This window comes from Pedobacter jeongneungensis, from assembly GCF_000633455.1.
GTDB lineage: Bacteria > Bacteroidota > Bacteroidia > Sphingobacteriales > Sphingobacteriaceae > Pedobacter > Pedobacter jeongneungensis_A.
This window is the reverse complement of sequence record NZ_AYMG01000023.1, coordinates 17,094-30,379: the sequence shown is the minus strand read 5'-3', so window position 1 is coordinate 30,379 and position 13,286 is coordinate 17,094. Positions and strand designations below refer to the sequence as shown.

The window sequence follows — 13,286 nt, the reverse complement described above, 5'->3', positions numbered from 1 at the left end:
ATAAATTAATGTAAAGCATGGCGTTTTACTACGCCGCCTTTTAAATCGGCAATTTGTTGCTGTATCACAAAAGCATCAGAATCGATCTGTCGGATAGCTGTCTGCAATTTGCTCATTTCTAGTTTGGTAACCACGGTGAAAATGATATCGATATCTTTCTTTTCTCCGTATCCGCCCTCACCTTTATAAATGGTAACACCACGTTTCATTTCGTTGATGATGAAACCTTTAATGGCATCCTGATGTTCTGAAATGATGGTTACACCAGTATATTGTTCTATGCCATTCACTATAAAGTCGATCGTGCTGGATGCTGATAAATAAGTTAAAATAGCATATAATGCCGTTTCGATATTCAGAAAATAAGCTGCGAAAGCAAAAATAATGATATTTAGTATCAGGATGATATTTCCAACGGTTAAAATGCTGTTTTTACTGATGTAAAGTGCTAAAACTTCTGTTCCATCAATTACACAGCCACCACGCATGGCCAGACCGATCCCTCCACCTAAAAACAACCCCCCAAAAAAAGCAATAAGCAATTTATCATGCGTAATGGGCTGGAAAGGCAGAAAAATCAGGGCTATGGAAAGTGCTGCAATAGCAATGGCTGTTTTAAGTGCAAAACCTTTGCCAATCTGCCGGTAACCTAAAATAACGAACGGGATGTTAATGATGGCAATCAGGTATGATAAATTCCATCCTGTTAATGTGCTTAATAACAATGAAATACCAGTAACTCCACCGTCGATAAAATGGCTCGGCATTAAAAAGCTTTTTAGGCCAAAACACGCCGAAGTTACACCCGCAATAATTAAAAGAATTTCTTTTATAAACCTGGTGTGCCTGTTTTTGATGTGGTTCATGCTTCTGCTTCAGTTTTGGCTTCTTCTTTCTTGCTACGAATATAATTAACAAGTTCTAATACCTCAAACGCATCTTTAAGTAAAAAGTTTCCGCTTCGGGTACGGGTAAGTTTAGATAGATAAGCGCCATTGTTTAAAGCCTTGCCAAAATCGGATACCAGCGAACGGATGTAAGTGCCTTTACTGCATACAATCCTGAAATCGATTTCCGGAAGTTCGATCCTGGTGATTTCAAATTCAGGAACATTTACAAAGCGTTTACGCAATTCAACCTCTTCGCCTAAGCGTGCTTTTACATATAAACGCTCTCCGTTTACCTTTACAGCAGAGTGTGCTGGTGGATATTGCTCGATATCGCCAATAAAAGGTTTGCAGGCAGCATAAATTTCTTCTTCGGTAATATTGCTAATGTCGAAAGTTTCGTCTACCTCAGTTTCCATATCGAAAGATGGGGTAGAAGCGCCAAGAACCATCGTTCCGGTATATTCTTTCTCCTCAGCCTGGAAGGTGTCTATCTGTTTGGTTAACTTGCCGGTACAGATGATTAACAGGCCTGTTGCAAGGGGATCTAAAGTGCCGGCATGACCAACCTTTAATTTTAGCGGTTTTAAAGAATTACGGATTTTGCCTACCACATCAAATGAAGTCCATTTATATGGTTTATTGATTAAAAGCAATTCGCCTTCAGCAAAATTGAAATCTTTAAATTTTGAATTTTCAGTACTCACAAATCTTTTTTGCGCAAAGATACGGATTCAATGTGGTTTACTTAATTTTTTTAACCACAGATAAAAAGGATGCACACAGATAAAAATCATCAATATAAATCTGTGCTTAATATTTTACGGATTATATAATCTGTAAGTTGTGGCCGCTCAATAACAAAATGATAATGATTAAACCTGCGGCAATTCTGTACCAGCCAAAAACCTTAAAACCATGTTTGTTCAGGTACCCGATAAAACTTTTAATAGCCAGGAGTGCTACCACAAAAGCAATAACGTTACCGATAATTAGAAGATTGGTTTGATCATGGGTAATGGTATGCCCTTCTTTGTAAAAATCGTACAATTTTTTCGCCGTTGCAGCAAACATCGTAGGCACTGCAAGGAAAAATGAAAACTCAGCAGCAACTTTTCGGCTTAATTTCTGACTCATACCACCTACAATAGTTGCCCCAGAACGAGATACACCTGGTAACATGGCGATACATTGAAAAAATCCGATTTTTAAAGCGGTTAGATAAGTTACCTTTTCTTCTTCGAGTACGGTTGGTTTATTAAACCATTTATCAACAAATAATAAGATAACACCTCCAACAAGCAACGAAATGCCAACGGCCATTGGGCTTTCCAATAATTCGTCGATTTTTTTGCTCAATAACAGGCCAAATACTGCCGCAGGAATAAAGGCAACGAGCAATTTAATGTAGAAATTTATTGACTTGAAGAATCTTTTAAAATAGAGTACAACTACAGAAAGTATCGCGCCAAGTTGGATTACAATGGTAAAAAGTTTTACAAATGGTTCTGATGCAATGCCCATCAATGATGATGCAATAATCATGTGACCAGTGCTCGATACCGGCAAAAATTCAGTTAATCCTTCAACAACTGCAAGGACAATGGCTTCAAAAGCGTTCATATTGTTTAGTTAATGGGTTATTCCCACTGTAATTTTACTTTATAGTTTTTTAATTTTTTGTCTCTTGAAATCAAGACCAAATCTTCTGAAATGGCTTGCGATACAATAATCCGATCAAAAGGATCATTGTTAATGAATTCGAGGTTTAGTAATGTTGTAAGATGGGTTTCATTAATGGAGACAATCTCAATTTGGTTTCTTTCTGCAAATCTAAAAAGCTCTTCAAAACCGATTTTTAAATCGAGCTTTCCAATCTGTTTTTTAATGGCAATTTCCCAAAAAGAAGCAATGCTTAAGAAGCAGGATATATTAATATCAGATAGCCTTTTTTTTACTGAAACTGGCAATTGATCATCACCTGATACAAACCATAAAAAGGTATGCGTGTCTAATAAGTAGGCCATTAAATGTAATCAGCAAACATTTCTAAAGGCTCATCAAAATCATCTGCTAGTTTGATCTTACCTTTTGCATACCCAAATTCACGTGATTTTAATTTCGGCTTGTTCTTGTGTTTTGTTTTTAAGAATTCAACAAAATCCGCAACTTCCTGCCTAAGGTTTAGGGGAAGCGAATTAATTTCAATCTGCAAATTTGTTGTTGTCATATTATAAAGTTAAAAAACACTTTACTGAATACAAAACATTTATTTTTTTAAGATAGCATAAATACCAAAAGCAAAACCTGCCAAAACCACTATCGGAGCCAATAAAGTTCTTCTGAAGTCGTATATGTCACCAGTGGTGCCCATCATCAGGATAAAACCAAATGCAACAATTGCAATGCTGATTAATAATAACTGGTAGTTTTTTTTGGTAAAAACCAATTCGCTTTTAACGTCCTTAACAACCGGACTTGTTTTTTTTTCTGCCATTATCTATAAAGATGATAAGATTTTAAACGTAAATATCTGCTTACTGCAAACCATGTACTAATGCCTGTTATAAAAATACCAACAATTAAAAGGCCGATAAATACAAAGCCAAATTCCTGGTAGTTATTTAAAATAATAATTTCCGGTACTTCTTTGCGGGCATAAATCAAGGTTGCCAATAAAATAATAATGGCTATAAACGCAGCAATTAGGCCGTGCAAAGCAGCGTACAGTAAGAAAGGACGTCGGATAAAATTTTTCGTTGCACCAACCAGCTGCATACTTTTAATTAAAAAGCGCTGTGAATAAATGGCTAATCGTATGGTGTTGTTAATCAGTGCAATAGAGATGATTAAAAGTAGTACTGCAAAAGCAAAAATAATCAACCCGATGGTATTGATGTTCTTGTTAACCATATCAATTAAAGAACTTTGGTAAACTACTTCTTTAACAACAGGGTTTTTAGAAATACTCGCTTTTAGTGCATCGATGCTTTTATTGTTCGCATATTCTGCTTTTAAGTACACATCGAAGGTAGAAGTTAGCGGGTTGTAACCTAAGAAGTTAACAAAATCTTCACCTAAATCCTGGGTTAAATTTCTGGCAGCAAGCTCTTTATTTACATATTGCGTCTGCTTTACAGCAGGGTTTGTATTTAATTCTTTCTGGAAAGCCAATACATCAGCTTCTTTTGCACCTTCATCAACAATAATGTTTAAAACAATGTTTTCTTTAACGTAGTTAGACAGGTTTTTGGCATGTACAAGTACCAACCCAAGTAGTCCCAGCATTAATAAAACCAATGCAATACTAATTATAGTAGAGATATAAACGGTTTTGGTTTTCTTAGATGCATCACTTACTTCGAATTCTTCCATGTATTTCATTTTTGTTTCTGCGAAAATATAAATTATACCTGATAAACACCAATTAATGATTGCTAAATGAATATTAACGGATAGGATTAGCTTTTAGTTTGAGGATCAGATTCTTCGTATAGATTTTACTTTTTCACTAAATACGGTACGAAATTTGTTAAAAGGGCGTTAAATAGATATTCTTAAAACAAAATTTACTATGAAAAGACAAATTACCATCCTTAGTCTGTTAATGCTCTTCACCTCAACCATTATTTCCTGCAAAAAAGATGAAACTTCGTTAAAAGCTCAAATGATGGGCCGTTGGACGTTAAATAGGGTTGTAACTACAGGTTATACTGATGATAAACTAAATGGAGATGTGAATTATGGCAAAACCACTGATTATATTGATTACAAATCGAATAATGACGATCAGGTGGAGATAAGTTTGTCCGGAAATAGGACAATTGGTGAATATTCGATCATTTATTCGGATCAATTCACTATGAGTATCAATGATGGTTTAAATTATTGCAGAATAAATAGTATTTCTGCGAATAAATTGCAATTTACTGCTAAAATCGATAAAACAAACGTTACTAAGGTGTATTATTTGACAAGATAAGAGCTTAATCCCCGATTATTTGCCTGCGCCATTGGTTTTAGATCAATGGCGCATTTTTTTATATTAAATTTGGATAGATCGTCATCCCCAACCCGATTGGGGATCGTAATGCTCTATATGCATTAAGATTCCCGCCTGCGCGGGAATGACGTAACGCTGAATAAATTTTCTTTAAAAAAATATATTTGAAAAAATACTTAATCAGTTAGATGGTAACATCTGACTCCGCAAAAAGACGATATTTTAAACTTAACTTCTTCTTATTCTGTATTTCTGTTGGCAAAATAATATCATGAATCTCCTTTTTTAAGCCCCTTAATTTCCGTATTTTCGCACCTTTAAAAATTTAAAACTTGCAATGGATTACCAATTCAAAGAAATAGAACAAAAGTGGCAGAAATTCTGGGCAGATCATCAAACATTTAAAGCCGAAAGCAATTCTGATAAACCAAAATACTATGTGTTAGATATGTTTCCTTACCCATCAGGAGCAGGTTTACACGTTGGTCACCCACTGGGTTACATTGCATCAGATATTTTTTCGAGATACAAACGCCTTAAAGGCTTTAACGTATTGCACCCAATGGGATACGATTCTTTCGGATTACCAGCAGAGCAATATGCGATACAAACAGGACAGCATCCGGCCATCACCACTGAGGCAAACATTGCAACTTATCGCCGTCAGTTAGATCAGATTGGTTTTTCTTTTGATTGGAGCAGGGAAGTGCGCACTAGTGAACCATCTTATTACAAATGGACACAGTGGATTTTTATGCAGTTGTTTAACTCGTGGTACAACATCGAAAACGACAGGGCAGAAGATATTACCACCCTGATCGAAAAATTCAATGCATCTGGCACAGCTGATGTAAAAGCGGTTTGCGATGAAGATACCAAAGCATTTATGCCAAGCGACTGGGCAACATTTTCGGATGAAGAGAAACAAATCGAATTGTTAAAATACCGCTTAACTTATCTTCGCGAGAGTACGGTAAACTGGTGCGCAGCTTTAGGTACCGTTTTGGCGAATGATGAGGTAAAAGATGGTTTCTCTGAGCGTGGCGGTTTTCCGGTTGAGCAAAAGAAAATGATGCAGTGGAGTATGCGGATTACCGCTTATTCAGAAAGGCTTTTGCAAGGTTTAGATACCATCGACTGGCCAGAGCCGATTAAAGAAATGCAACGCAACTGGATCGGTAAGAGTGTTGGCGCATCTGTTAAATTTCAGGTGGAAGGAAACGATAAACAAATCGAAGTCTTTACCACCCGCGTAGATACTATTTTTGGTGTTTCTTACCTGGTTTTGGCTCCGGAACATGAATGGGTTGCAGAATTGACCACTCCTGAACAAAAAGAGGACATTGCAAATTATATCGCCTTAACCAAAAAGAAATCGGAATTAGACCGTATGGCTGATACCAAAACGGTTTCAGGTGCTTTTACAGGTACTTATGTGATAAATCCGGTAAGTGGCGAGCGTGTTCAACTGTGGATTGCTGATTATGTATTGGCTGGTTACGGAACAGGTGCGGTAATGGGTGTGCCAAGTGGCGATCAACGCGATTGGTTATTCGCAACACACTTTAATTTACCGATTATCCAGATTTTGGACGGACAAAAAGATATTGATGTGCAGGCTGATCCAACAAAAGAAGGAAAGTACATCAACTCTGGCTTTATTAACGGATTAACTTATAAAGAAGCTGTAGCATTCTTGAATAATTGGTTAGAGGTTGAAAAAGTTGGAAAAGCCAAAGTGAATTTCCGTCAGCGCGATGCGATTTTCGGTCGCCAGCGTTATTGGGGTGAGCCGATTCCGGTTTATTTTAAGGATGGATTGCCTTATCTGGTTAAAGAAGAAGAATTGCCATTATTGCTTCCCGAAATTGATAAATATTTACCGACCGAAACAGGTGAGCCACCATTGGCCAGGGCCGAAAACTGGTTGCCAAATGATGGCGGTCATTACGAATTAAGCACCATGCCGGGCTGGGCAGGAAGCAGCTGGTACTGGTACCGTTACATGGATGCCAACAACAATAACGATTTTGCTTCAAAAGAGGCGGTTGAATACTGGAAAGATGTGGATTTATACATCGGCGGTTCTGAACATGCAACCGGTCACTTATTGTATAGCCGTTTCTGGAATAAATTTTTGAAGGATTTAGGTTATACCAAAGAGGAAGAGCCTTTCAAAAAACTGATCAACCAAGGGATGATTCAGGGTAGAAGTAATTTTGTTTACCGCATTAATGATGAGAACGGAAAACCTACCAATACCTATGTTTCTGCTGGCTTAAGAAAAGAATATAAAACTTCGGCGTTACATGTTGATGTAAATATCGTTGAAAACGATACTTTAGATCTGACTAAGTTCAAAGCCTGGAGAGAAGAATATGCCAATGCAGAATTTATTCTTGAAGGTGGAAAATACATCTGCGGCGTGGAAGTGGAGAAAATGTCGAAATCAAAATTCAACGTGGTTAACCCAGATGATTTGATTGAACGTTATGGTGCCGATACTTTGCGTATGTACGAAATGTTCTTAGGTCCGTTGGAGCAGAGCAAACCCTGGAATACGAATGGTATTGAAGGTGTATTTAAGTTCTTGCGTAAGTTCTGGCGTTTGTTCCACAACGAAGACTGGACTTTCCATGTAAACAATAACGTACCTACCAAAGCAGAGCTGAAATCGCTGCATAAAATCATTAAAAAAGTACAGGATGATATCGAGCGTTTCTCGTTCAATACTTCTGTATCTAGCTTTATGATTGCGGTAAATGAATTAACTGATCTGAAATGTAAAAACCGTCAGATTCTGGAAGATATGGTGATTATCCTTTCGCCTTATGCGCCACATATCTGCGAAGAACTTTGGGTACAATTGGGTAACGAAGCCGGAACTTTATCTTATACGGCTTTCCCAACATTTAAACCAGAATATCTGGTAGAAGATGAGTTTGCTTATCCGGTTTCCATCAACGGTAAAATGAAAATGAACCTGAACTTGAGTTTAACTTTAGCCCAACCAGAAGCAGAAGCAATTCTATTCGCAGATGAGCAGTTCCAGAAATTTTTGGATGGAAAACCGACTAAAAAAATCATTTTCGTTAAAGGAAAGATTATTAATGTAGTTGTTTAAGGTAGAAGGTATAAGGCGTAAGGTTTAGGGTTTTCCTTTCTCTTGCCTTAAAAATAGAAAAACCCGATTTGTCTTTTGCAAATCGGGTTTTTTGTTGAAAGTTATTTTAAGGTGGGTTTTCAGACCTTAAGCCTTCCTGCCTTAAACCTTCTACCTTTTTTATCTATCTCCTCTTTTCCTGTTTCCGCCGAACCTTCTGTTATTGCTGGCGTTGCGTGGTTTGCCGCTCATGTTGCCATCACCACTTTTTTTAGCGCCGCCGCCACCTTTAGATTGAGCTTGTGGTTTACGTTTAACCTGGTTTTTAGCCAACATACTTTCCCAGCTTAATGGATAAGGGTGGTCATCAACAACAGGAAGTGTGATTTTAATCAGCTTTTGGATATCCAATAAATACTCGTTTTCTTCCGCATCACAGAAAGAAATCGCAATACCGTTGGCACCTGCTCTACCTGTACGACCAATCCTGTGTACGTAAGATTCGGGGATATTAGGTAATTCGAAATTAAAAACATGTGATAACTGATCGATATCAATACCACGGGCAGCAATATCAGTCGCTACTAAAACGCGGATTTTCCTGTCTTTAAAATCGGTTAATGCTCTTTGACGGGCATTTTGTGATTTGTTACCATGAATGGCAGCAGCTTTAATACCGGCATGCGCTAAATCTTTCACAATCCTGTCAGCACCATGTTTGGTACGCGTAAAAACTAGAGCAGTCTGGATATTTTTATCTTCCAATAAATGGATCAATAACTTCTTTTTATCAGGCTTATCCACAAAATAAACCGATTGTACAATGGTTTCGGCAGTAGAAGAAATAGGGGTAACCTCTACTTTAGTTGGACTAGATAAAATGGTGTTGGCCAACTTCTGGATTTCATCTGGCATGGTTGCCGAGAAAAACAAAGTCTGGCGTTTTGTTGGCAATTTAGCCACCACTCTTTTCACATCATGAATAAAGCCCATATCCAGCATCCTGTCAGCCTCATCCAGTACAAATAACTCAATGGTGTTTAAGTTGATAAAACCCTGGTTCATTAAGTCTAACAAACGGCCAGGAGTAGCCACTAAGATATCGATACCTTTTTTAAGTGCTTCAACCTGCGAGTGTTGATTTACCCCGCCAAAAATTACTAAATGGCGTAAGTTTAAATTACGGCCATAAGCTTTAAAACTTTCTTCAATCTGGATGGCAAGCTCGCGTGTTGGTGTTAAAATTAATGCCTTTATGTTTTTGGTTGCTTTGGTATTGATGTGTTTTTCGTGCAATAACTGCAACATCGGGATGGCAAAGGCAGCGGTTTTCCCGGTACCAGTTTGAGCGCAGCCCAATAAATCTTTACCTTTTAATATCGTTGGGATGGATTGCTCCTGTATAGGTGTAGGTTGTGTATAACCTTCGGTCTCAAGGGCCTTTAAAATTGGCTCAATGAGGTTTAATTCTTTGAATAACATGTATGTTTCTATGTAATATTTATCGAAGAAGCTAGAACGATCATTTATTGAAGGACTAACTTGCGGAGAGAATATGCCATTCAGAATGGCAAGCCCTTATTCCTGCTTCAGCGGCAAAGATACAAATTAAATTTGGAAAATGTATATAGGTGCAATACTTGCCATTACAGCCTGGAACAACATTTTACTGCCATACATCAAATCATAATGTTTAACTGCTATTGTTTAAAGATAAAGTGTGATAAAATTTTGTGTATCTGTTGTTATTATTTTTTGTATATTTATTTTATGTTAAATGTATTTGTTACGTTTATTTTTTTGTATTATAAATTAATGAAGTAAATAATATAATTTTCTAACCAACTATCTAACCAATTACTACACGATGAAAAAAACAGTACATCCCATTTATGAGCATTCGATCCTGATTTATTTGCCCCAGATTTAAAAAGGCAAAAAACCGGTCAACCTTAAATTATTACTGAAAAAATTGCAGCAAGTTAAATTGTTGTGTGCTCCGCATTGCCATTTTTTTTAGTTCAGTACCCTAAGTATCATTAACTATCATTATAACCTATGAAACAAAAACTATCTTTCTTCAGGAGGAGTTATGTTCTCTTGTGCCTGAGTATGCTGTTCGCAATCAAGGCAAATGCCCAAACCAAAGTAACCGGGAAAGTTACCGCGAGTGACGACAAACTCCCTATAGTTGGGGCAACCATAAAAATCAAAAACGGTCCTGGCGGTACCACTACCGATGCAAATGGTACATTTTCTATTGCTGCAAAACCCGCCGACGTATTGGTGGTTTCATTTATTGGTTACGGATCAAAAGAAGTTACCGTAGGCAGCCAAACCAATATAGCGATTGTTTTATTGGCCGAAAACAACAAATTATCAGAGGTGGTAGTAACCGGTTATTCGAGCCAGCGAAAAAAGGATCTTACGGGTGCTGTGGCCGTGGTGAGCATGGGCCTGTTAAAAGCCCAGCCTGCCGCCAGTGCAGTAGAAGCTTTACAGGGTAAAGCTACCGGGGTACAGATTATAAACGACGGAGCGCCAGGTTCTACGCCGCAGATCCGCATCAGAGGTATTAGTACCATCAATAACAATGAACCACTTTATGTGATTGATGGTGTTCCTTTCGAGGGTAAATTATCCTGGCTTAACCAAAATGATATCGAAAGTATGCAGGTATTGAAGGATGCTTCCTCAGCCTCTATTTACGGATCACGGGCCAATAATGGTGTAGTAATTATCACTACCAAAAAAGGCGTGGCAGGACCACCAAAAATTACGCTCGATTCTTATTATGGTACACAAGCCCCACGAAAAGGCAGTTTCCCTGAAATGATGAATCCACAACAATATGCTCAATATGTATTTGATGGATATAAAAATGCCGGGAAAACAGTTGCCGCTGGTAAAAATTATGGTTCAGGGCCAACTCCTGTATTACCCGACTATCTGGTAGCCGGTTCGAAACTGGGCCAGGATGTTACCGCTGCAGATGCCGATCCTTCTAAATATAATTACAGCCGCGACCCTAATCTATTTTATCAGATTACAAGGGCAAATAAGGCAGGTACCAATTGGTTTGATGAGATTACTGAATCGGCACCGATCCAGAATTATCAGATCAGTGCTACAGGTGGTGGCGAAAATGCAACCTATACTTTTTCGGGCGGATACCTGGATCAGAAAGGAACGATCAAATACACTGGTTTTAAAAGGTATAATCTGAGGTCAAATACGAGTATATCTGCTTTTAACAAACATGTTCGTTTTGGCGAAAATGCGCAATACAGTTATTCGGAAGGTTATGGTTTTGGCGTTAATCCCAATACGCCCGGAAGTTATCAGGATCAGGGCAGTGCACTGGGCTGGGCTTACCGTATCCCTACCATTATCCCGGTTTACGATATTGCCGGAAATTTTGCCGGTAGCCGTGGAAGTCAGTTGGGAAATGCTGAAAACCCGCTTGCTTTCCTTTACCGCGCCAAGGATAATAAAAACAAGAGTAATTTCTTCTTCGGAAATGTTTTCGCTGAGGGCGACATCCTTCCAGGCCTTGTATTAAGAACCAATTTTGGTTTGCGCTATGAAAACTTTAATGGTCTGTCTATGCGTTATCCGAACTTAGAATTTTCTGAAGGTAACAACTCCAATAACCTGAACGAATATCAGGGATATAATACCGAATGGACCTGGAGCAATACTTTAAACTACAGCAAGGTTTTTAATGAGTTGCATCGTGTAAATGTACTGGTTGGTACAGAGGCAATCAGATCAAGATCCCGCCAGTTAAATGCGGGCAGAAATGATTTCTTTATTCTGGGCAATCAGGATTATTATTACCTGAGTACGGGTTCTTCCAATATCAGCAATACCAGTTTTGGCTCTATCGGTTCACTATTCTCTTTATTTGGAAAGGTAGATTATTCTTACCATGACCGTTATCTGGCAAGTATTACGTTCAGGCGTGACGGATCTTCGAACTTTGGTCCGAACAATAAATACGGTAATTACCCGGCGGCAAGTGTGGCCTGGAGATTATCGGAAGAGGAATTTATGAAGAGCATTAAATGGGTTAGCGATTTAAAACTTCGTGTAGGTTATGGTCAAACCGGAAATCAGCGGATACCGCCATACCAGTATATTAACCGTTTCCAAAGTTCTATCATCAATTCTGCTTATGCTGTTGGTGGGGCTAATGGCTTAACTACCGGGGTATGGCAAAATGCCTATCAAAATGCCGATGTAAAATGGGAATCGTTAAAGGCGCTAAACATTGGACTTGATTTTAGCCTTTTGGGTGGTGCTGTAGACGGATCGGTTGATTGGTACAGTAAAAAGACTTCCGATATGCTTTATAACCTTCCTTTACCATCTAGTGTGGTTGGTTTAGGCAGCTCACCATTTGTGAATATTGGTGATATGAGCAATAAGGGGATCGAATTTAATGTTGCTTATCATTATGGCATCAAAGACAATAATCCGTTTAAATTTGATATTGGACTGAATTTCTCTAAAAACAAAAATGAGATTGTAAGATTGGCCCCTGGTATTTTTAATCAGATTTATGGTAACTACAGAAGTTTACAAACCAGTGTATTGCAGGAAGGCGCTCCATTTGGTTCGTTTTTCGGGTATAAAACTGCCGGAATTTACCAAAGTACTGCAGATATTCAGGCTAATCCATCTTACGCAGGGGCCAGGGTTGGTGGTTTGCGTTATCAGGACATTAATGGCGATGGGGTAATCGATCCTAAAGACCGAACCATTATCGGAGATCCCAATCCTAATTTTACCGCTGGGATAAACTTAAACGCATCTTACAAAAACTTTGATATTGCTGCATTTATTTATGGCGTTCAGGGCAATGATATTTTCCAGGCTACACGCTACTTCACCGATTTCCCTTCTTTTGATGGCGCTAAAAGTACAAGATTGCTAAATGCATGGAGTCCTTCAAATCCAAGCAGTCTTACGCCTTCTGCTTATGCCGGTGCTTCAGATCTGGAGTTTGCCTCATCAAGCTATTACATTCAGGACGGAAGTTTTTTAAGGTTAAAAAATATACAGCTTGGCTACTCAATCCCTACTGCCAAAGCATTTGGTGCCAATTCGCCAATCAGTAAATTGAGGGTATATGTAAGTGCAACCAATTTATTCACAATAACGAAATATACTGGTATGGACCCGGAGGTGAGCCAAATTACAGATACTTTCTCTGCTCCAGGGGTAGATCAGGGTGTTTATCCTTCTCCCCGTCAGTTTTTAATTGGTATTAATGTTGGATTTTAATTAA

The 13,286-nt window shown here is 38.3% G+C and carries 11 protein-coding genes; 3 read left to right on the top strand and 8 right to left on the bottom strand.

From position 1 onward, the window contains the following. Positions 1 to 5: 5 nt before the first annotated feature. The 7 genes from U859_RS0119930 to U859_RS0119900 form a co-directional block, all read right to left on the bottom strand. Positions 6 to 866 carry a YitT family protein gene (locus U859_RS0119930; RefSeq protein ID WP_025145081.1) on the bottom strand — a complete coding sequence of 287 codons (861 nt, stop codon included), beginning with the start codon at positions 864 to 866 and terminating at the stop codon, positions 6 to 8. Continuing rightward, positions 863 to 1,594 (bottom strand): tRNA pseudouridine(55) synthase TruB, encoded by a 732-nt coding sequence (truB, locus tag U859_RS0119925; protein WP_025145080.1) that lies wholly within the window; start codon positions 1,592 to 1,594, stop codon positions 863 to 865. The genes U859_RS0119930 and truB overlap by 4 nt, the downstream gene beginning before the upstream one ends. Before the next feature lie 121 nt (positions 1,595 to 1,715). Continuing rightward, entirely contained in the window at positions 1,716 to 2,510 is a 795-nt protein-coding gene (locus U859_RS0119920; RefSeq protein ID WP_025145079.1) for an undecaprenyl-diphosphate phosphatase, read from the bottom strand. Positions 2,511 to 2,527: 17 nt separating this feature from the next. Continuing rightward, the gene (locus U859_RS0119915; RefSeq protein WP_025145078.1) at positions 2,528 to 2,914 is read right to left on the bottom strand and encodes a type II toxin-antitoxin system VapC family toxin; all 387 of its coding nucleotides are present in this window, start codon (positions 2,912 to 2,914) and stop codon (positions 2,528 to 2,530) included. Continuing rightward, positions 2,914 to 3,117, bottom strand: coding sequence for a DUF2281 domain-containing protein (locus U859_RS0119910; RefSeq protein WP_025145077.1), 204 nt, complete (start codon positions 3,115 to 3,117; stop codon positions 2,914 to 2,916). The genes U859_RS0119915 and U859_RS0119910 overlap by 1 nt, the downstream gene beginning before the upstream one ends. Before the next feature lie 39 nt (positions 3,118 to 3,156). Beyond that, positions 3,157 to 3,384, bottom strand: coding sequence for a DUF3098 domain-containing protein (locus tag U859_RS0119905; RefSeq protein WP_025145076.1), 228 nt, complete (start codon positions 3,382 to 3,384; stop codon positions 3,157 to 3,159). Further along, the gene (locus U859_RS0119900) at positions 3,384 to 4,262 is read right to left on the bottom strand and encodes a cell division protein FtsX (protein WP_025145075.1); all 879 of its coding nucleotides are present in this window, start codon (positions 4,260 to 4,262) and stop codon (positions 3,384 to 3,386) included. The genes U859_RS0119905 and U859_RS0119900 overlap by 1 nt, the downstream gene beginning before the upstream one ends. A 199-nt stretch (positions 4,263 to 4,461) precedes the next feature. On the opposite strand from U859_RS0119900, the gene U859_RS0119895 reads away from it, so the two are divergent. Then, on the top strand, positions 4,462 to 4,869 hold the full coding sequence (locus U859_RS0119895; protein ID WP_025145074.1) for a hypothetical protein: 408 nt from the start codon (positions 4,462 to 4,464) through the stop codon (positions 4,867 to 4,869). Between the two features lie 358 nt (positions 4,870 to 5,227). Next, a complete protein-coding gene (gene leuS, locus U859_RS0119890; RefSeq protein WP_025145073.1) occupies positions 5,228 to 8,014 on the top strand; it encodes a leucine--tRNA ligase in 2,787 nt (928 codons plus the stop codon). 159 nt (positions 8,015 to 8,173) lie between these two features. Here the strand turns inward: leuS and U859_RS0119885 are convergent, their stop codons facing one another. Next, positions 8,174 to 9,475, bottom strand: a complete 1,302-nt coding sequence (locus U859_RS0119885; protein WP_025145072.1) for a DEAD/DEAH box helicase — start codon at positions 9,473 to 9,475, stop codon at positions 8,174 to 8,176. 576 nt (positions 9,476 to 10,051) lie between these two features. Here U859_RS0119885 and U859_RS0119880 point away from each other — a divergent pair. After that, the gene (locus U859_RS0119880) at positions 10,052 to 13,282 is read left to right on the top strand and encodes a SusC/RagA family TonB-linked outer membrane protein (RefSeq protein WP_025145071.1); all 3,231 of its coding nucleotides are present in this window, start codon (positions 10,052 to 10,054) and stop codon (positions 13,280 to 13,282) included. The last annotated feature ends 4 nt before the right edge of the window (positions 13,283 to 13,286 follow it).

What these genes read in the sequence shown, in the direction of transcription:
- U859_RS0119930 (WP_025145081.1), bottom strand. Translation starts at nt 866, where the DNA reads ATGAACCACATCAAAAACAGGCACACCAGGTTTATAAAAGAAATTCTT.
- U859_RS0119920 (WP_025145079.1), bottom strand. Translation starts at nt 2,510, where the DNA reads ATGAACGCTTTTGAAGCCATTGTCCTTGCAGTTGTTGAAGGATTAACT.
- U859_RS0119915 (WP_025145078.1), bottom strand. Translation starts at nt 2,914, where the DNA reads ATGGCCTACTTATTAGACACGCATACCTTTTTATGGTTTGTATCAGGT.
- U859_RS0119910 (WP_025145077.1), bottom strand. Translation starts at nt 3,117, where the DNA reads ATGACAACAACAAATTTGCAGATTGAAATTAATTCGCTTCCCCTAAAC.
- U859_RS0119905 (WP_025145076.1), bottom strand. Translation starts at nt 3,384, where the DNA reads ATGGCAGAAAAAAAAACAAGTCCGGTTGTTAAGGACGTTAAAAGCGAA.
- U859_RS0119900 (WP_025145075.1), bottom strand. Translation starts at nt 4,262, where the DNA reads ATGGAAGAATTCGAAGTAAGTGATGCATCTAAGAAAACCAAAACCGTT.
- U859_RS0119895 (WP_025145074.1), top strand. Translation starts at nt 4,462, where the DNA reads ATGAAAAGACAAATTACCATCCTTAGTCTGTTAATGCTCTTCACCTCA.
- leuS (WP_025145073.1), top strand. Translation starts at nt 5,228, where the DNA reads ATGGATTACCAATTCAAAGAAATAGAACAAAAGTGGCAGAAATTCTGG.
- U859_RS0119885 (WP_025145072.1), bottom strand. Translation starts at nt 9,475, where the DNA reads ATGTTATTCAAAGAATTAAACCTCATTGAGCCAATTTTAAAGGCCCTT.
- U859_RS0119880 (WP_025145071.1), top strand. Translation starts at nt 10,052, where the DNA reads ATGAAACAAAAACTATCTTTCTTCAGGAGGAGTTATGTTCTCTTGTGC.